Below are 19,190 nucleotides of genomic sequence, written 5' to 3'. Positions count from 1 at the left end.
GTCCACCTTCAGGAGGTGGAGTCAGCCCCACCCCTACAACCTGAGGCGGACGTGGCTTCGGCACCTGCGGCCGATCCGCTGAAGCCGGGCCCGCTCATAGCGTGGAGTCATGACCACACCCGTCTGCACCAGCGCTTCCGACGCCGCGACGCGGTCCCTTCCGAACGCGATGTATCCGTCCTTCACGTCGTACATGCGGGCCCGCCAGCCGGTGCTGCTGCGTACCGCCCGGTCGCTGACCGCGAACCCGAGCGACGCCGAGGACCTGCTGCAGACCGCGCTCACCAAGACATACGTGGCCTGGGAGCGCATCGAGGACCATCGCGCGCTCGACGGCTATGTGCGCAGGGCCCTGCTGAACACGCGGACGTCGCAGTGGCGCAAGCGCAAGGTCGACGAGTTCGCCTGCGACGAGCTCCCCGAGCCGGAGCCGATGCCCGGTCACGACGACGACCCGGCCGAGCAGCAGGCGCTGCACGACGCCATGTGGCGCGCGATCATGCGGCTGCCGGCGCGGCAGCGGGCGATGGTCGTCCTGCGGTACTACGAGGACCTCAGCGAGGTTCAGACGGCCGAGGTGCTCGGCGTCTCCGTCGGCACGGTGAAGTCGGCCGTGTCGAGAGCGCTCGGGAAGCTGCGCGAGGATCCTGAGCTGGGGCTGGTCCGGTAGGTCCGATAGGACCGATAGGACCGATAGGACCGGTAGGACCGGTAGGACCGGGGGCACGGGGCATTGCGCACGCCGTAAGCCGGAGATCGGAGATCGGGGACCGGAGGTCGGGGACCGGGGACCGGGGGCCGGAGACAGAGAGCCGGGGTTTCACCCCACCCCTAGCGGGAGGGCTCTGTGAACGCAACGTGACATGATCGATCGCCCGACCCTAGTGACATACCGCGCGGTATGCGCGCAGAATCTCCGCAACCCTTACTACCGCGTAGGCAATGTCGCCCCGGGAGGACCGCCGTGCTGAGCACCATGCAGGACGTACCGCTGCTGATCTCGAGGATCCTGACCCACGGGTCGACGATCCACGGCTCATCGCAGGTCATCACATGGACCGGCGAGGCCGAGCCGCACCGCCGTTCCTTCGCCGAGGTCGGGGCCCGGGCGGCACAGCTGGCGCACGCCCTGCGCGAGGACCTGGGCGTGACCGGCGACGAACGGGTCGCGACCCTGATGTGGAACAACGCCGAGCACGTCGAGGCCTACTTCGCGATCCCCTCCATGGGCGCGATCCTGCACACCCTCAACCTGCGCCTCCCGGCCGAGCAGCTGGCCTGGATCGTCAACCACGCGGCCGACCGCGTCGTGATCGCCAACGGTTCGCTCCTCCCCCTGCTCGTCCCGCTGCTGCCCCACCTCAAGACGGTGGAGCACGTGGTGGTGTCGGGGCCGGGTGACCGTTCCGGTCTGGCGGGCGCGGCCGTGCAGGTGCACGAGTACGAGGAGCTGATCGCCGGGAAGCCGACGGCGTACGACTGGCCGGAGCTGGACGAGCGTCAGGCCGCCTCCATGTGCTACACCTCCGGGACGACCGGGGACCCGAAGGGCGTCGTCTACTCCCACCGTTCGGTCTACCTGCACTCCATGCAGGTCAACATGGCCCAGTCGATGGGCCTGACCGACCAGGACACCTCGTTGATCGTGGTGCCGCAGTTCCACGTCAACGCCTGGGGCCTGCCGCACGCCACCTTCATGACCGGCGTCAACATGCTGATGCCGGACCGCTTCCTGCAGCCCGCGCCGCTCGCCGAGATGATCGAGGGCGAGAAGCCGACCCACGCCGCCGCCGTGCCCACGATCTGGCAGGGCCTGCTCGCCGAGCTCACCGCGAAGCCGCGGGACGTCTCCACCCTCGGCCAGGTCACCATCGGCGGTTCGGCCTGTCCGCCCTCGCTCATGGAGGCGTTCGACAAGCTGGGCATGCGGGTCTGCCACGCCTGGGGCATGACGGAGACCTCCCCGCTCGGTACGGTCTCGCGGCCGCCGGCCCACGTGGTCGGTACGGAGGAGGAGTTCGCGTACCGGCTCACCCAGGGCCGTTTCCCGACGAGCGTCGAGGCCCGCCTCACCGGCCCCGGCGGCGAGCGCATCCCGTGGGACGGTGAGTCGGCCGGCGAACTGGAGGTCCGCGGCCCCTGGATCGCGGGCGCCTACTACAACGGCCCCGACGCCGAACCGCTGCGCCCCGCCGACAAGTTCAGCGAGGACGGCTGGCTGAAGACCGGCGACGTCGGCATCATCTCCCCCGACGGCTTCCTCACCCTCACCGACCGGGCCAAGGACGTCATCAAGTCCGGCGGCGAGTGGATCTCCTCGGTCGAGCTGGAGAACGCGCTGATGTCCCACCCGGACGTCGCCGAGGCCGCCGTGGTCGCCGTTCCGGACGACAAGTGGGGCGAGCGCCCGCTGGCCACGGTCGTGTTGAAGGAGGGCGCCACCGCCGACTTCGAGACGCTGCGCGCCTTCCTCGCCGAGGAGGGCAAGATCGCCAAGTGGCAGCTGCCGGAGCGCTGGACGGTCATCGCGGCGGTGCCGAAGACGAGCGTGGGCAAGTTCGACAAGAAGGTGCTGCGCAGGCAGTACGCGGAGGGTGGCCTGGACGTCACGCAGATCTGACGGGGCGCCAACAAGGGGAACCGTTGTCGACCGGCCACGGGCAGTCCGTGGCCGATCGCGCCCACGCGGCGCCAGCCGCACACAGTAGACACGGTCCCGCGCCCCCTACCGCGTGGCGAGCACCAAGGGGGCGCCACCGCACCTGTCCCTCAGTTAGTCCCGATCCTCGACAGCAGATCCACGATCCGGCCCTGCACCTCACCGCTCGTCGACCGCTCCGCCAGGAACAGCACCGTCTCGCCGGAGGCCAGCCGCGGCAGGTCCGCCTGGTCGACGGCGGCGGTGTAGACGACGAGCGGGGTGCGGTTGAGCTGACCGTTCGCGCGGAGCCAGTCGACGATGCCGGCGCGGCGGTGGTGCACCTGCATCAGGTCCATCACGACCAGGTTCGGCCGGAAGTCACCGGCCAACGCCACCGCGTCCGCGTCACTCGCGGCCCGCGCCACCTGCATCCCGCGCCGCTCCAGCGTCGCGGTCAGCGCCAGCGCGATCTCCGCGTGCTCCTCGATCAGCAGGACACGCGGCGGGTGCTGCTCACTGTCCCGAGGCGCCAGCGCCTTGAGGAGTACGGCGGGATCGGCACCGTACGCCGCCTCCCGTGAGGCCTGTCCGAGCCCCGCGGTCACCATCACCGGCACCGAGGCCGCGACCGCGGCCTGCCGCAACGACTGCAGCGCGGTCCGGGTGATCGGCCCGGTCAGCGGGTCGACGAAGAGCGCGGCCGGGAACGCCGCGATCTGCGCGTCCACCTCCTCGCGCGAGTGCACGATGACCGGCCGGTAGCCGCGGTCGCTCAGCGCCTGCTGGGTCGTCACATCCGGGGCGGGCCACACCAGCAGCCGCCGCGGGTTGTCGAGCGGCTCCGGGGGCAGTTCGTCGTCCATCGGCTGCGGCCGCGGAGTGTCGGCGACCTCGACGGCCCCGCCCGGCCCGTCCAACGGCTCGGGCCCTTCGGCCGCGTTCTCGTCCGGGGCGCCTATGGCGTACGAGCGTCCGGCGCCCTCGGTCATCGGCGCGAGCCGCGACTGCCCGGCCGACGACGGCTGGGGCTGAGGCTGCCCGCCGAGCGAGGGCTGCGCCTGCGCCTGCGGTTGGGGCTGCGGCTGTGCGGGCACCGGCGGCTGGTCGTCCGACGGATGCGGGCGCGCCGTCTGCTCGGTCGAGGCACCGGCCCGCGCGGCGGGGTCGGGCGGCGTACCGAGCTTGCGGCGCCGTCCGCCGTTGGTCTGATGCGGGGGAGGCGTCGCCGACGACGGCGCGGGCTGCTGCACCTGGGCCGCCTGCCGCGTGAACGGCACGCCCTGCCCCAGCGTCCGCACACTGATTGCGCGCCCCTGCGTCGAGTTCGGGTCCACCGGGGCGGCGGCAGCGGCACCGGAGGCACCGGCCTCGGCCGGCAACGGCTGGGCCGCCGCCCGCTCCTGCCGACCGGCCCCGGCGACCGCGGTGGCCGCGCCGGCTTCCGGCGGCAGCGGCGTGCCCGGCGCCGGCGTGCCCGGGGCGGGCGTGCCCGGGGCGGGTTGGGGGGCGTTCGGATGCGGCGGTACGGCGGTGGCGGCGGCGTTCGCCGGTACGGCCGTACCGGCGTCGGGGGTGTCGTCCGCGGCCGGCCACGGCTGAGGGGCCGGGACACCCTGCGCCGCAGTGCCCTGCTCGGGCGCCTCGGCGGGAAGCGGCCGACCCGGGGCGGGCTGGGGCTGCCCGGCCTGCACCGGTGCTGCCGGGGCCGCCTGTGCGAGAGCCGGCTGTGCTGAAGCCGGCTCCGCGGGCTGCCCCACGGCCCGTCGGCGACGCCCGGTCGGCGCGCTGGTGGGGTGCGGCTGAGGCGGGGTGTGGTCGTCGGCCTGGTCGTGCGGCACGGCATCGTGCCGGCCCTCGTCGGCGAGAACGTCGCCGGGAGCCCCCTGTCCGGGAACCTGAACCGGGCCCGGGACCGGCGCCGGAGCGGGAACGGGTGCCTGCCCCGGAGTCGGGACCGGTGCCGCAGCCACCGGCGAAGCCGGGGCCATGTTCGCGTCGGCGGCCGGAGCCACCGGCGCGGCGGTGCCCTCGCCCGTCTCCTCCGCGGGCGCGGCAGTGGCGCGGTCCGCCTCGGCCGGCGGCAGCGCGAACACCGGGCGGGGCCCCGCCTCCTGCGCCTGCGCGGCCGCGGCACTGCGCTCGGCCGCCGCGGCCAGAGCACGTCGACGCCGTCCCGTCGGCTGGGGAGCCTCGCCCGGACCGGGCGTAGCGGACCCGGAAGGCGTCTGGGGGGAGTCACCGGCCGCGGGCAGGGCAGGCGGCAGCGCGTGCTGCTCCCCGCCGTCGCGCCGGGCGCGCCGTCCGCTGGGCGCGGGCACGCCCTGCGGCGGTACGGTCCCGCCCAGGTTGTTCCCGGCGGCCGCGGTCCCCGCCGCGTGCTCGGCGGCCGTGACGACGGCCCCCTCGGCGACACCGTCGGCGACACCCCCGGCGCCGTCCAGGCCGTCCGCGCCGTCCAGTCCGTCCACGGAGTCCTGGCCGTCCACGGAGTCCAGTCCGTCCACGGAGTCCTGGCCGTCCTCGGCCGGTCGACCGCGCCGCCGTCCGGTACCACCGGAGGCCTCGCCGCCCGCGTCGCCGGTGCCCTGGGGCAGTTCGGGCGCTGCCGCCGCGCGCCTGCGCCGACGCCCGGTGGGCGCCGCACCCTCGGCATCCGCGGGCCCGCCCTCGGCGTCGGCACCGGGCGTGTCGCTCTCCAGGAAGGCGTCCACGGAGGACCGCCGGGCCCGCCGCCGACCACCACCGGCACCACCCTGCTCCAAGCCCTGCTCGGCACCTGGGGCAGCGCCCCCGGTCCCGTCACCGGCCTCCAGGGCGGCGGGGCCGCCGGGGGCCGCGGGAACGGCACCGGCGCCGCCCCCGATGGGCACTTCGAGGACGTACGCGCTGCCGCTCATCCCCGGCACGTCGTGCGTCTGGAGCACACCGCCGTGGGCCCGCACGATCCCGCGCACGATCGGCTCGTGCACCGGGTCTCCCCCGGCATACGGCCCGCGCACCTCGATCCGTACGACCTCACCCCGCTGCGCCGCCGCGACCACGACGGTGTTGTCCATGTAACCGCCCGCCGACACCGGAGAGTTCCCGGTCGCGTCGACCCCCGCCACGTCCGCGACCAGATGCGCGAGCGCGGTGGCGAGGCGCTGCGGGTCGACCTCGGCCTCGATGGGCGGCGCGTGCACGGCGAACTGCACCCGCCCGGGCCCGATGAGCTCGACGGCGCCGTCGACACCTGCGGCGACGACGGCGTCGAGCATCACCTTCGTACGGACGATCGCGTCGCCGCCCGTGTCGAGCTGCTGGTAGCCGAGGACGTTGTCGATGAGCGTCGTGATGCGCGAGTAGCCGGCCGAGAGATGGTGCAGCACCTGGTTGGCCTCGGGCCACAACTGCCCCGCGTCGTCCGCGGCGAGGGCGGCCAGCTCACGGCGGAGTTCGTCGAGCGGGCCCCGCAGCGAACGGGCGAGCAGCGTCAGCAGCTGCTCATGCCGACCCGCCAGCGCCTCGTACCGGTCCTTCTCCCGCTCCCCGAGCGCGGCGTACCGCTCCTCGCCCGCGGCGAGTTCCTCCTCGTGGCGCTCCTTGAGCTCCTCCAGCTCGGCGACCTGCTTCTGCCGCAGCGCGGTCAGCTCGGAGGCGTGCTCCTCGGCGAGCCGCTCCAGCTGCTCGGCGTGCTGCTCCTCGGCGGCGGTCTTCTCCTCGGCGAGGGCGTCGAAGGGCCGCCGGTCGGCGAAGGTCATCACGGCGCCGACGAGTTGGTCCCCGTCGCGCACCGGCGCGGTCGTCAGGTCGACCGGCACCTTGTCGCCGTTCTTGGCGAACAGCACCTGCCCGCGCACCCGGTGCTTGCGCCCGGAGCGCAGGGTGTCGGCGAGCGGGGACTCCTCGTACGGGAAGGGGGAGCCGTCGGGACGGGAGTGCAGGACGAGGGTGTGCAGCTCCCGGCCGCCCAGGTCGCTGGCCCGGTAACCCAGTATCTGGGCGGCGGCCGGGTTGACGAGGACGATCCGCCCGTCGGTGTCGGTGCCCACGACGCCCTCGGAGGCGGCGCGCAGGATCATCTCGGTCTGCCGCTGCGAACGCGCCAGCTCGGCCTCGGTGTCGACGGTCCCGGTCAGATCCCGGACGACGAGCATCAGCAGCTCGTCGCCGCTGTAGCCGTAGCTGTCGTAGGCCTGCTGGCTGTTCTCCAGATTCGCGGACGTGACCTCGACCGGGAACTCGGCGCCGTCGGTCCGCCGGGCCATCATCCGGGTCGGCTTGGTCCGCCCCTGCGGGGCCATGTGGTCGGGCCGCCGCATGGACCCCGGGATCAGCTTCGAGTCGAACTGCGGCAGCAGATCGAGCAGCCCCCGCCCCACCAGAGCCGTCCCCGGCGCCTCGAAGGCCTCCAGGGCGATGGTGTTGGCGTTGACGACGGTCCCATTGGCGTTGACCAGCACCAACGCGTCGGGCAGTGCGTCGAGTATGGCTGCGAGGCGAGCAGCGCCTCGGGATGGCCTGCTGCTCACGAGACGCTTCCTCCCTGTTACCGCACCTTGCCGACCGCTCGGGCCATCTTGCCAACCGGCCCGCGGCGTGTCACGCGAGGGAGTCTAAAGGCTGGGGTTGCGCTCGCGACGCCGGATGAGAGGCAGGTCGCACGACGAAGTGACCCAGAACGTATGACCGCCCCTGCCGACGTCCTTTCCTGTGCACTTCCGGTGTCATTCCGGCTTCGCGAGACCTTCGCGGGACTTTTACGGTGCCGGTGCTTCCGCCATGGAAAGTCTGTGCGACGACGTACCGGACCCCCTGCTTCCCTGACGGGGTGGCTCGACCGACGGCTCGACCGCCCGCTACGGCCGCCCCGTCTGCCGCAGGTCGGGAAGGAGCGGCACCAGCCGGTCCCACCGTGCGATCTCGCACCCGTCACCGCGATCGAACCGCGCGTCGACGGGCCGCCCGGCCCAGATGCCGGTGACACGGGCGGTGGCCGCCCCGCCGTACTGCATGGTGCAGAGGCTGCCCTGCGGTACGGGGGCGAAGGTGTCCTTGCCCCACCGGGTGCCGCGATCGAGCGCGGCACAGGCGCCGTCGGCGTCGGGGTGATCGCCCCCGGCCGGATGGCAGGACAGCTCGTACGTCCCGTCGGCACCGGCGCCGGCGTCGCGGACGGTGACCGTGAGGTGATCGCCGGAGCGGCCGGCGTCCTGGAGGGACGGGGACGCGAGGGAGAGCGGCGTGGCATGGGCGTACGCGGCGGGCGCGAGGGCGGTGGAGCCGACGGCGGCGAGGGAGCCGGCGGTGACGAGGAGAGCCCGGCGAAGGCGCCCGGCCGCGGCGGAACGGTTGGCCTGCAACATGACCTGACTAACGCCGCACGCCCCTGGACGTTGCGCCCACCCCCCGGCCCCCCCGGACGTCGTGCCCCTAGCCCCGACGCCCGCGAAGCACGCCGGGAAGAGCTTTGCCCTGCGGCCTCCCCGCCTAGTACCGTGGAGGTCGATTGGTGACAGCACGCTCGACTGTGTCATCATCTGCACGCACCACTCGCGCTCGCGCGAGCGGCTGTGCTGGAGGCGTCGCCTAGTCCGGTCTATGGCGCCGCACTGCTAATGCGGTTTGGGCCTTAAAGCCCATCGAGGGTTCAAATCCCTCCGCCTCCGCGCCAGATCACGAAGCCCCGGTCCAGTGGACCGGGGCTTCGTCGTTCCATAAGGCTGTTTCCGCAGGTCACAAGGGGTGCGGCAAACGGATTTCACATGGCGGCGGCAGTCATGTAATGTTCTTCCTGTCGCCGCGAGCGGGCCGGAAGGGCCGGGAGCGACGGAAAACAGAACAAGCACTCGTAGCTTAACGGATAGAGCATCTGACTACGGATCAGAAGGTTGCAGGTTCGAATCCTGCCGAGTGCACAGTATGTTCAAAGGCCCTGTGGAGTGATCCGCAGGGCCTTTGGCTTTTGCCTCGCCCGCAGTTCTGGCGGCGGTCGTGCCTCGCTACGATCCCTGCTCATGGACACCAGGGGCGGGGCTTCCTCACATCAGAACGCGGATTGCGGTACGGCCGTGGAGTTCGTGTACCGGCCGACGTCGGCGGACTTCGAAGAGGCGCTCCGTGCGCGAGCTCGGCGGTCATCGGCGGGGCGGGCCCAGGCACTTATGGCGCCGTTGGTGGGGGTGGGCGCCGTGAGTGTCTTCTCGGTTCTCCGGGATGCTCCGCTGCCCGTGTGGATCGTCTCGCTGGTGCTGACCGTGTCCGTCACCGTCTGGGCCACTCTGCGGGGGCTGCGCACCATGGCCCGCCGGATGTTCAGCATGGTGGAGCCGTACGGGCAGTGCCGGACGGTGGCCGACGACCGTGGTGCGGTCACCACGGGCGAGCGGGCGTCCTTCAGCATGGACTGGACTGTGGTCCGGGAGTATCTGGAGACGCCCGGACTCTTCGTGCTGCTTGCCGGTGACCGCGCGGCCGGAGTCGCGCTCCTGCCCAAGCGGGGCGCTCAGGACCCTGCGGACGTCGACCGGCTCCGGGTGATCCTGGACCGGAACGTGAAGCGGCTCTAGGTGATTAGTCCAGAATCCCCAACTCGCTGTCAGGACGGCAGAACGCGCACGGTTCGATGTGGGGGTCGGTGAGGGCGGCGCGGGCCTCGTGGGGTCTGATCGGGTGGGGGGTGCCCTCGGTCATCGTGCAGTCGGTCGTGTGGATCACGGCGGGTTCCGGGCCGTCGGGGGTGCGCTTCTGTTGGACGACGTAGGTCCCCGGGTGGCCGGGGGCGAAGGAGGGGAGCGTCGGCCGGCGTCGCTCGGGGGCGGGCGGTGTTCGGGGGGCTTCCTCGGTGCCGGCGAGTGCCGTGCGTACGGCGTCGCTCTGGAGGCGCAGATAGATGCCGACGGTCTCGTTCTCGGCGATCCGGGCCTCGAGGTAGGCCAGGATCGCCCGGAGGCGTCGGGCGTCAGGCGGTAGCGCGGCCATCGTCCGTACCGTCGCCGCGCGCGGTGGGGATCCTCACCTCCAGCTCCTTTCCCCACGGCCCAGGCTCCGCAGTTCCCACCATGCCGCCGGTGTTCTGCCGTGCTCCTGCCAGTAGGGGTGGAAGAGGACCGCGGTCGACAGCTGGTTCAGGCGCCGGCGCAGCTCGGTCCGGTCGGGGCGATGGGCGAGCCGGTGGTAGGTGTGGCTCCACTCCTGCTGTGCCTGGACCAGGTCGTCGGGGAACGGTCGCGGTCGCATGGCTGAATTCAATCATGTGTTCGATTTTCTGCGCCATCGCGACGCCGTGCCCCCGTGTCCCACGGAGGCGCCGGTGCGGTCGGGCGCACATCCGGTGGCTGGTCCGGGACGAGTCGGGACAGGGCTTCCGCGAGGTCGTCGCAGGCCTCCTGGAGGGCCCGGAGGGTCTGGTTGCGTTCGGCGATGATCGCCGAGAGCAGGAGGGCGGTGAGGGCCACGGTGCCGTTGAAGGCCTGGAGGATGACCATCTTGGCCACGAGGTTGTGGCCGGCGAAGGGGCCCGAGCCGACCGAACCGGCGTAGATCGCGATGAGGGAGGCGATCAGGGCGCAGGGCGCGGCGCCGAGGAGCTGGAAGCGGAAGGCCGCCCAGATCAGGAAGGGGACGACGAGGAAGAGGAGGTTGACCGAGGTGCGGGTGGCCACCTGGGCGATCGTCGCCGTGCCGCCGAGCAGGAGCAGGAGCTCGGCCCAGCGCCACCCGGGCGAGCCGCGGGGCAGCCGGGCCGTGCGGGCGGCCAGCAGGAGCGGCGTGATGAAGAGGACCCCCATGGCGTCGCCGGTCCACCACACCGACCAGGTCGGCCAGAAGTCGTCGGCCGACAGCGCTTCGGAGGCCACCAGGACGCCGGTGCCGATCGTCGCGCTGAGCAGCATCCCGAGCAGGGCGCCGAGGAAGACCAGCGCGAGGGCGTCCTGGAGCCGGTCGAGTGCCGGGCGGAACCCGACGCGCCGCAGGAGGAGGAAGGCGCAGATCGGGGCGATGGTGTTGCTCGCCGCGATGGCGAGGACGGGGAGGACCGACGGCCCGAGCGTCACGTTCACCACGAACGCCCCGAGCGCGATGGCCGGCCACATCCGAAGGCCCCACAGCATCAGGGCGACGAGGGCGATACCGGTGGGCGGCCAGAACGGCGTGACCTGACCGCGTACGAGCTGCTGTTCCAGGCCGAGCTTGGCGCTGCCGTAGTACGCGGCGGTCACGGCGGCCAGCTTGAGGGCCTCGGTGCCGTACCGCCGGAGCCGCGCGTCGGGCGCCACGCCGGTCATCCCGGGTCGCCGCCGCTTCCCGATCGCTCCCCGAGCTTTCCGTAACGCAGGACCAGGACCGCGGCGTCGTCGTTGTGGCCGGTGAGGTCGGCGACCTTGATCACCTCGGCGGCCAGTTCGTCCGGGTCGGTGCAGCAGGCCTCGCCCACCAGCTCGGCCACCTTCTTCATACCGTCCTCGATCGGGTACTCGGGGCCTTCCACCACCCCGTCGGTGAGCAGCACGAACGCGCCCGCCTCGGTCAGCTTCCGGCGGGACGACGGGTAGTGTTCGCCGGCGTGGATGCCCAGCGGCAGGCCGCCGTCGTTCAGGACGACCTCGCAGCGGCCGTCGGTCGTGGCCCACACGGCCGGGACGTGTCCGGCGCGGGCGTCGCAGAGCTCTCCGGTGGCGGGGTCGAAGCGCAGGAACGAGCAGGTCACGAAGAGTTCGGTGGCCATCGAGACGAGGAGGTCGTTCGTCCGGCCGAGGACCTCCGCCGGGTCCGTGGTGGCGGTCGCGACGGCGCGCAGACAGGTGCGGACCTGCCCCATGAGCGCCGCGGCCTCGACGTCATGGCCCTGGACGTCCCCGATCGCGAACCCCACCGAACCGTCCGGCATCACGAAGCCGTCGTACCAGTCGCCCCCGATGTCCAGCCCGACCCGTGCGGGCGTGTACCGCCCCGCCGCGCGCAGATACGGCAGCACCGGCAGCTCCGCGGCGAGGACCTGGCGCTGGAGTGCGGCGGCGAGTTCGACGCGGGCCTGCTGGAACTTGATCTGGTCCAGTATCCGGCCGGTGAGGTCCCCGAGCTTCTGCAGCAGCTCCCTGGTGGCACTGGCCGAATCGGTGCGGCGGTGGGCCATGGCATCACACTCCGGGTTCTTGCGGAGCGCCGCGCCATATGCGGCGTTTTCACGGTACTACCGTGACGGGAAGGTCTCCCTGGGAACGGCCGCGTCGATGACGTACGCCGGCGTCGATGACGTACGCCGCCCACGCCGACGGCGTACCTAGAACTCCTGGTCCCCCCACGCCAGCGCGTCCAGATCGCCGTCGAAGTCCTCTCCCAGGCCCGCCATGGCCAGGAACGTCCCCTCCAGCGGGTCCGGCGCCGTCGGCTGTACGGCCTGTTCCGTCCAGATGCACTTGCCGGTCGGCGTGTACCGCGTGCCCCAGCGCTGCGACAGCGCGGTGATCAGCTGGAGCCCGCGGCCGCCCTCGTCGGTCTCCGTGGCACGGCGTATCCGCGGCATGGTCAGGCTGCCGTCGAAGACCTCGCAGATCAGGTTGGCGTCGTGCAGGAGGCGCAGGCGCAGGGGGCCCTTGGCGTGGCGGATGACGTTGCCGACGAGTTCGCTGGCCAGGAGTTCGGTGGTGGGGGTGAGGTCCTCCAGGTTCCAGGCGGCGAGCTGCTTGCGGATCAGGCTGCGGGCCTGGCCGGCCGCCTTGGGGTCCTTGGGCAGGGGCCAGGAGGCCATGCGGGAGGTGGGCAGCGCGTGCAGGCGGGCCAGCAGGAAGGCGGCGTCGTCGGCCGCCTGGTGGTGGGCGGGGAGGAGGGCGGCGGTGACCTGCTCGCAGAGGTGCTCCAGGTCCGTCGCCGTACCGTCCGCGTGGGCGGTGCGCAGGACGTCGGCGAGCGCCGCCATGCCCTCGTCCATCTCGCGCTTGGACGACTCCACCAGGCCGTCGGTGTACAGCACCAGCACGCTGCCCTCGGGGACCGGGATCTCCGTCGTCTCGAACGGGGGCTCGGCCGCGCCGAGCGGCGGGTCGGCCGACAGGGGCGGGAACACCACCGTGCCGTCGGGGTGCAGCAGGGCCGGTGGCGGGTGGCCCGCCCTGGATATGGAGCAGACGCGGGTCGTGGAGTCGTAGAGCGCGTAGAGACACGTCACGTACGACTCCTCGCCCATGGCGCCGACGATGTCGTTGAGGTGGCTCATGATTTCGTCGGGCGGCAGTTCGAGGTCGGCCAGGGTGTGGACGGCGGTGCGCAGCCGGCCCATCGTCGCCGCCTCGGGCAGGCCGTGGCCCATGACGTCGCCGACGACCAGGGCGACCTGGCCGCCCGACAGCGGGATGATGTCGTACCAGTCGCCGCCGACGTCCATGCCCTGCCCGGCCGGGAGATAGCGGGCGGCGGCCGTGCAGGCGGGCAGGTCGGGCAGGTCGCGGGGGAGCAGGCTGCGCTGGAGCTCGCGGGACCGGGTGTGCTCGGCGTCGAAGAGGCGGGCCCGTTCCAGGGCCTGGGCGACCAGGGCGCTGGTGGCGGTGAGGAGGGTGCGCTCCTCGTCGGTGAGGCGGCGCGGGTGGTCGAAGGTGACCGCGCAGACGCCGAAGGTGTGGCCCGAGGCGGTCAGCGGGAGCAGCGCCCAGGCCTGCTTGCCGGCGCGGGCGGGCAGGTCGGCGAGGTCGGGGTAGCGGGTGGCGAACTCCCGCTGGGAGGACATGAACATCGGTGTGCCGGCCCGGACCGCGTCCCACAGCGGGCTGGGTTCCGTACGTTCACGGCCGTCCAGGATGGCGAGGATGTCCCGCGGGTAGCCGACGGAGCCGACGGTGGTCAGCCGGTCGCCCTCCACGGCCTGCACCACCAGACCGGTCGCCTCGAACGGCGGCAGCACCCGGCGGGCGACCGCGTCCACCACGTCCTTCGAGGTCGTCGCCTTGGCGAGCGCCTCCGTCAACTCCGCTATCCGCGCGGCCCGTTCGGACGCGGCGCGCTCGGCGCACCGGCGCTCCTCCTCCAGCCGGCGCTTCTCGGTCACGTCGGTGAAGTAGATGGTGCGGCCGTCGGGACCCGGCACCAGCCGCAGATGGCACAGGCGGCCGTTGGGCAGGCGTACGTCGAAGCTGACCGACTTCTCCGCGGCGGCGGCCTGCCGGCAGCGGATCTCCAGGCCCGGCACCTGCTCGGCGGCGGGCAGGTCCCACAGCAGCCGGCCGAACAGCTCCTCCTCGGAGTAGCCGAGGGTGCGTTCGGCCTCCAGGTTGGCGAAGGTGATCCGCCAGTCGTCGTCCATCGCGAGGAAGCCGTCGCTCATGTGCCGCAGGGCCCGGCCGAGCGCGTCACGGGCGGACCGCGGCTCGTTGCTGTCCCAGCCGACGCCTATCATCCGGTGCGGCTCGCCGTTGTCGTCGTACGTCGCCCTGGCGCGGGCCTGCGTCCAGCCCCAGCTGCCGTCCAGCTTGCGCACCCGGTACTCGGCCTCGAACACGCCGTGCTCCAGGATCGCCCGGTCCACCAGGGCCAGCGTGGGCGCCAGGTCGTCGGGGTGGACGCATCTCATCCAGTTCTCGACCAGGCCGGTGTACTCCTCCGGCCGGGTGCCGTACAGCTCCAGCGCGGCCTCGTCCCAGAGCAGTTCGCCGGTCTGGATGTTCCAGTCCCAGGATCCGACGCTGACCTCCTTCAGGGCCTGGCGCAGCCGTTCGCCGTTCTGCTCCGGCTGCACCGGCCGGGAGGGGCCGGCCGTCGGCGGCGCCTGGACCATGCGTTCCTCGGTCCACGCGACGACGGCACGCAGGAACTCCCAGTGCTCGGGGGTCGGTTCGCCCTGGTCGCCCATCAGGACGCTGAGGGCACCGGTGCTGCGCCGGCCCCGGTACAGCGGCAGGGCGGCGATGCCGGTGCCGGGCCAGGTGGGGGGTGGGGTGTCGGGTGCGGGTGCGGGTGCGGGGGCGGGGGTGGCGGTGGCGGTGGCGGTGGGTACAGGGGTGGTCAGGTAATTGCTCGTGGGGAAGGTCGGCGGACCGGCTGTGAGGCGGGTCAGGGGGCCGGCGAGGGGGTTGGCCGGGGAGGAGCCGGCCGTCCTGGAGCCCGCCTGGGGGTGGGCCGGTGAGCCGGCCGAGAGGTGGGGCGGGGGGCCGAACGGGGAGGCAGCCGTAGGGCCGAACGGGGAGGCGGCGTCGGGGCCGGCCGCAGAACCGGCCCGGGAGTCGGCCGATGAGCCGCGCGGGTAGCCGGGCGCGGGACCTGCCGAGGAGCCGGGCGCGGGGCCCGCCGGGCCGCCGGTCCGGGAGCCGGGCACAGAAGGAGTCGGTGAGCCGGGCGCGGAAGCAGTCGGTGAGCCGGACGCGGAGCCGGCCCTGGAACCGGCGCCCCCGGCCATCCTGGTCGCCCCGCTTGCCCCGCTCGCCCCAGCCGTCCCAGCCGCCCCAGCCGCCCCCATGGGGACCCAGACCCCGCCCCCCTGGTGCAGCGCACGTGCCGGAGCCAGCGGGCCCTCCTGGTCGATGATCTCCCAGCTGCGGGTGAGGGCGGGCGGCAGCCCGGCCGTCGACACCAGGCGCAGCGCGGACATCGGCCCGCGCAGATGGATCATGCCGCCCAGAGCGCCCAGCTCGCCCACCGCGTGCTGCAGGGCCAGCCGGAAGACCTCGCTTTCCGCGACACCGGGGGCCACCGTGCCGAGCAGGGTCAGCCGAGCGTTCATGTTGTGGACCCTACCGTTCCGCACTCAACCGAATCGATCGTTCGCAAGATCCTCACGCCTCGTACCCGGGCGGTCGACACGACGTCAACAGCCAATATCTAACGTTGAGTTGATGTACTCCGCTTAGCATCACCCGGGATCCCCCAACCCGCTGAGGAGTGTCATGGACATCGGCGTATTCATCCCCATCGGCAACAACGGCTGGCTCATATCGAAGAGTTCGCCCCAGTACCTGCCCACCTTCGAGCTGAACAAGGCCATCGTGCAGAAGGCCGAGGAACACGGGCTCGACTTCGCGCTGTCGATGATCAAGCTCAAGGGGTTCGGCGGTGAGACCGAGTTCTGGGACCACTGCCTGGAGTCGTTCACGCTGATGGCGGGCCTGGCGGCGGTGACGGACCGGATCAAGCTGTACGCCTCCACGCCGATCCTGGTCCTGCCGCCGGCGATCGTCGCCCGGATGGCCACGACCGTCGACTCGATCGCCCCCGGCCGTTTCGGCATCAACATCGTCACCGGCTGGGCGCCCGGCGAGTACTCCCAGATGGGCCTGTGGCCCGGCGACGACCACTTCGGCAACCGCTACGACCGGGCCGTCGAGTACGTCACCGTGATGAAGGAGCTGTGGCGCGAGGGCGTCAGCAACTTCAAGGGCGAGTTCTACGAGATGGACGACTGCGTGCTGTCGCCGCGCCCGACGGACGGGCACATCGACATCGTTGCCGCGGGCCAGAGCAACACCGGCATGCGGTTCGCGGCCGAGCACGCCGACTACAACTTCATCCTCGGCAGCGGCGTCAACACCCCGCTGGCGCTGGCCGACACCACGGGCACTCTCGTCGACGCGGCGCGCGAGACCGGCCGGGACGTCGGCGCGATGTCCCTCTTCATGGTCATCGCGGACGAGACCGACGAGGCCGCCCAGGCCAAGTGGCAGGACTACCACGACAACGCCGACCGCGCCGCCCTCGCGTACATGGCGGGCGAATCGGCCTCGGACACCAACGCCGACGACTCCTCGACCGCCCGCACCATCGTGCTGCCCGAGGGCGCGGTGAACTTCAACATGGGCACGCTGGTGGGGTCGTACGAGACCGTCGCGAAGATGCTCGACGAGGTCGCCGAGGTCAACGGCACCAAGGGGATCATGCTGGTCTTCGACGACTTCCTGGACGGCATCGAGAACTTCGGCACCCGCATCCAGCCGCTGATGAAGTGCCGGCAGGCGTGAGCGGGTTACGGCACCGGGAGCCGCCGGGGGACGAACCGGGGGACCATCGGGGGGACGACCGGGGGGACGATCCGGAGGCCGACTACGAGCGGGCCGGACTGGCCGGGCACCTGGCCCCCGGCACCTCCCCCGCCCTGCTCCTGGTCGACCCGGCCCGCGCGTACGTGGACCCCGACTGCCCGCTGTACGCCGGGGTCGAGCCGGCCGTGGAGGCGATGAGGGCGCTGCTGGCGGCGGCCCGGCGAGCGGGGATTCCCGTGGTCGTCACGCGTGTGCGGTTCCGGCCCGACGGCCGCGACGGCGGGGTCTTCTTCCGCAAGGTGCCGACCCTGCGCGTGTTCGCCGAGGGCAGTCCGTACGGCGACTTCATCGACGGACTCGGCCCGGCGCCGGACGAGTTGACGGTGACCAAGCAGTACCCGAGCGCCTTCTTCGGCACCTCACTGGCGGCGTACCTCACCGGGGCCGGAATCGACACCCTCCTCATCGCGGGCCTGACCACGAGCGGTTGCGTACGCGCCACCGCGCTGGACGCCATGCAGCACGGGTTCGTCCCCGTCGTGGCGGAGGAGGCGGTCGGCGACCGGGACCCGGACGTGCACGCGGCGAACCTCTTCGACATTCGGCACAAGATCGGTGAGGTGTGGCCGATGGAGCGTGTCGAGGAGTACCTCGGAGCGAGGGGCTGAGCCTGGGCCGGGGTGGCGTTCGCCGGGGCCGCCTGCTTCCTCCGCTCGGCGAACACGAACAGCCGCAGCACCAGGAACCGTCCGATGCCGGCCAGCCCGGAGGCGGTGAGGTAGACGGCCTGTTCCCAGAGCAGCGTCGGGGACGGCTGGACCGCGTGCAGTACGAGCATCGCGGCCGTCGTGGCGAGGTAGGCGGCGCCGGCCGACCCGGAGGACGCCAGGTGCCGCCGCAGTCCCGGGCGGCGTCCGGTGCCGAACGTGAACAGGGCGTGCAGTTCGGTGCACAGGAGGGTGGAGGCGATGGTGATCAGGGCATTGGCCAGCGCCCAGGGCATCGCGGCGGCCAGCAGGGGGACGGCGGCGCTGGAGAGGAGGCCGACACCGCCGCCGCACACGACGAAGCGGACGAAGGAGGAGAGGGGGCTGGGCGTCGAGGGGTGCGGCACCACCGACAGGCCCGGCTCCGACCGGCTCGGCTCCGACCGGCTCGGCTCCGACAGGCCCGGCTCCGACCGGCTCGGTATCGACGGGCGCTGCGACTCCATGACGGTTTCCTTCCGGGCGGGCCTGTCCTCTGAGGGACTCAGCTCATCCCGGTGCGGCTTCAGCGGTGCCTCAGTCGGGCTTCAGCCGGTATCGACGGGGCTTCAGCCCGTGTCGACCGGTTTCAGCCGGGATCAACCGAGGCCAACGATTCCGCTGTCCGCCCGCGGAAACGATGGAGTGCGCCGCCGGACCGAGGGTGGTGCAGACCCCACCATGTGATGGGGGGTGGCGGCGGGGTCATGCCGTGCGTCGGGTCGTCAGCGTCAGGCGGCTCGTCGGGGCGTCAGCGTGAGGCCGTTCGTCGGGTCGTCAGCGCCATGCCGTTCGTCGGGTCGTCAGCGTGAGGCCGCTCGTCAGGGCGTCAGCCCTTGTCCTGCTCGCGGAGTTCGTCGATGTAGCCCTGCGCGAGGCCGGTCGTCCGGGTGAACCAGTCCGTGAGTACGGCGATCTCGTCGGTGGAGTAGTCGGCGAAGAGGTCGGTCAGGCGGGCGTAGTAGGGGCCGTAGAGGGCCTCGACCCGGGCGACGGCGGACGGTACGGCGGCCACGCGGACGCGGCGGCGGTCGTTCGGGTCGGGCCGGCGCGTGACGAAGCCGGCGCGTTCCAGCCGGTTGAGGATGCCGGTCATCGCGCCGGTCGTGACGTGGGCGTGTTCCGCGAGGTCACCGGCCGTGAGGAGGTTCTCGCCGGCCTTCAGGACGCAGCCGAAGCAGAGCAGGTCGGTGATGTTCAGGCCCAGCCGCTGGGCCATCTCCTGCTGACCGAGCAGGTGGGCGGCGATGAGGGAGTCCATCGCGTCCAGCGCCTGGGCCGGGGTGGCGGTGGGACGCGGCGGCTTGGCTTGCATCTTTTCTTATTGCCTTAGCTCGTGAGAGATTTAGTCTCTAAACTTCTTACGTCGTGAGGAAGTTTTGCTGCCTACAGGAGGGAGCAGGCACATGAGCCAGTATGACGAGGGACATACGGTCGCAGGATGGACCGGAACCGCGATAGCGACCATCGGTTCCGCCGTGCTGGGGGCAGGGGTGTGCACGGTGTCGGCCCCGCTGATCGCGGGCGGACTCGGCATCACGGCGGCGAGCGTCCTCGTCACCTGGGCCCTGCACCTGTCCGGCTGGGGCAAGCCTCCGGGCGTACGGCCGCGGGGCCAGTGGCGGATGGGGGCACGCGACGTGACCGCGCGGGCGGGGCATGTGGGGTGCTGGGGGTGCCGGTTGGCGGGGCGGGGGCGAGGGCGGGCACAGGGACGGGGACAGGAACAGGGACGGGGGGTGCGTACGGCTGAGGTGGCGGTCGGGGTCCCGGTGGTGGGGGAGCCGGTGGGGGAGCCGGAGGTGGCTGCGGCGGAAGCCGGTCGCTGAAGTCCGGCGGTCACTGGACGGTCACTGGACGGGC

Annotated in this window: 14 protein-coding genes and 2 tRNA genes; 8 read left to right on the top strand and 8 right to left on the bottom strand. The window is 72.3% G+C overall.

What is annotated here, in order from left to right:
- Positions 1–109: 109 nt before the first annotated feature.
- Both AQJ67_RS23685 and AQJ67_RS23680 read left to right on the top strand, forming a co-directional pair.
- A complete protein-coding gene (locus tag AQJ67_RS23685) occupies positions 110–670 on the top strand; it encodes a SigE family RNA polymerase sigma factor (RefSeq protein ID WP_062721096.1) in 561 nt (186 codons plus the stop codon).
- Positions 671–964: 294 nt separating this feature from the next.
- A complete protein-coding gene (locus AQJ67_RS23680; protein WP_425264176.1) occupies positions 965–2,620 on the top strand; it encodes a long-chain fatty acid--CoA ligase in 1,656 nt (551 codons plus the stop codon).
- Between the two features lie 149 nt (positions 2,621–2,769).
- Here AQJ67_RS23680 and AQJ67_RS23675 read toward each other — a convergent pair whose 3' ends face one another.
- Positions 2,770–7,152 carry a PAS domain-containing protein gene (locus tag AQJ67_RS23675; RefSeq protein ID WP_079056122.1) on the bottom strand — a complete coding sequence of 1,461 codons (4,383 nt, stop codon included), beginning with the start codon at positions 7,150–7,152 and terminating at the stop codon, positions 2,770–2,772.
- A gap of 327 nt (positions 7,153–7,479) precedes the next feature.
- On the bottom strand, positions 7,480–7,986 hold the full coding sequence (locus tag AQJ67_RS23670) for an SSI family serine proteinase inhibitor (protein ID WP_062721095.1): 507 nt from the start codon (positions 7,984–7,986) through the stop codon (positions 7,480–7,482).
- A 212-nt stretch (positions 7,987–8,198) separates the two neighbouring features.
- Here AQJ67_RS23670 and AQJ67_RS23665 point away from each other — a divergent pair.
- From AQJ67_RS23665 to AQJ67_RS23655, 3 genes are all read left to right on the top strand, one after another.
- Positions 8,199–8,289 (top strand) — tRNA-Ser (locus AQJ67_RS23665).
- A gap of 176 nt (positions 8,290–8,465) precedes the next feature.
- Positions 8,466–8,538: transfer RNA gene (locus tag AQJ67_RS23660), tRNA-Arg, on the top strand.
- A 273-nt stretch (positions 8,539–8,811) separates the two neighbouring features.
- Positions 8,812–9,189: a YcxB family protein gene (locus AQJ67_RS23655; RefSeq protein ID WP_159058811.1), complete on the top strand. Its 378-nt coding sequence runs from the start codon at positions 8,812–8,814 to the stop codon at positions 9,187–9,189.
- Positions 9,190–9,193: 4 nt separating this feature from the next.
- On the opposite strand, the gene AQJ67_RS23650 is transcribed toward AQJ67_RS23655, so the two are convergent.
- The 5 genes from AQJ67_RS23650 to AQJ67_RS23630 form a co-directional block, all read right to left on the bottom strand.
- Positions 9,194–9,601 carry a DUF6233 domain-containing protein gene (locus AQJ67_RS23650; protein WP_062721093.1) on the bottom strand — a complete coding sequence of 136 codons (408 nt, stop codon included), beginning with the start codon at positions 9,599–9,601 and terminating at the stop codon, positions 9,194–9,196.
- 33 nt (positions 9,602–9,634) lie between these two features.
- Positions 9,635–9,859: a hypothetical protein gene (locus AQJ67_RS23645; protein ID WP_062721092.1), complete on the bottom strand. Its 225-nt coding sequence runs from the start codon at positions 9,857–9,859 to the stop codon at positions 9,635–9,637.
- Between the two features lie 8 nt (positions 9,860–9,867).
- A complete protein-coding gene (locus tag AQJ67_RS23640) occupies positions 9,868–10,908 on the bottom strand; it encodes an MASE1 domain-containing protein (protein WP_079056121.1) in 1,041 nt (346 codons plus the stop codon).
- Positions 10,905–11,756 (bottom strand): PP2C family protein-serine/threonine phosphatase, encoded by an 852-nt coding sequence (locus AQJ67_RS23635; protein WP_062721091.1) that lies wholly within the window; start codon positions 11,754–11,756, stop codon positions 10,905–10,907. Before AQJ67_RS23635 ends, AQJ67_RS23640 begins: the two co-directional genes overlap by 4 nt.
- Before the next feature lie 147 nt (positions 11,757–11,903).
- Complete coding sequence (locus AQJ67_RS23630; RefSeq protein WP_062721090.1) at positions 11,904–15,329, bottom strand: SpoIIE family protein phosphatase; 3,426 nt, start codon at positions 15,327–15,329, stop codon at positions 11,904–11,906.
- 163 nt (positions 15,330–15,492) lie between these two features.
- Here AQJ67_RS23630 and rutA point away from each other — a divergent pair, with 163 nt between their 5' ends.
- Both rutA and AQJ67_RS23620 read left to right on the top strand, forming a co-directional pair.
- The gene (gene rutA, locus AQJ67_RS23625) at positions 15,493–16,560 is read left to right on the top strand and encodes a pyrimidine utilization protein A (RefSeq protein WP_062721089.1); all 1,068 of its coding nucleotides are present in this window, start codon (positions 15,493–15,495) and stop codon (positions 16,558–16,560) included.
- Positions 16,557–17,249 (top strand): isochorismatase family protein, encoded by a 693-nt coding sequence (locus AQJ67_RS23620; protein ID WP_079056120.1) that lies wholly within the window; start codon positions 16,557–16,559, stop codon positions 17,247–17,249. The genes rutA and AQJ67_RS23620 overlap by 4 nt, the downstream gene beginning before the upstream one ends.
- Positions 17,250–18,156: 907 nt before the next feature.
- Here the strand turns inward: AQJ67_RS23620 and AQJ67_RS23610 are convergent.
- A complete protein-coding gene (locus AQJ67_RS23610; protein WP_062721087.1) occupies positions 18,157–18,642 on the bottom strand; it encodes a MarR family winged helix-turn-helix transcriptional regulator in 486 nt (161 codons plus the stop codon).
- 91 nt (positions 18,643–18,733) lie between these two features.
- Between AQJ67_RS23610 and AQJ67_RS23605 the strand changes: the two genes are divergently transcribed.
- Entirely contained in the window at positions 18,734–19,156 is a 423-nt protein-coding gene (locus tag AQJ67_RS23605; RefSeq protein WP_062721086.1) for an HGxxPAAW family protein, read from the top strand.
- Positions 19,157–19,190: the final 34 nt, after the last annotated feature.

This window comes from Streptomyces caeruleatus, assembly GCF_001514235.1.
Taxonomy (GTDB): Bacteria; Actinomycetota; Actinomycetes; order Streptomycetales; family Streptomycetaceae; genus Streptomyces; species Streptomyces caeruleatus.
Note: the sequence above shows the minus strand (reverse complement) of the source record. Positions and strands in the feature narration are given on the sequence as shown.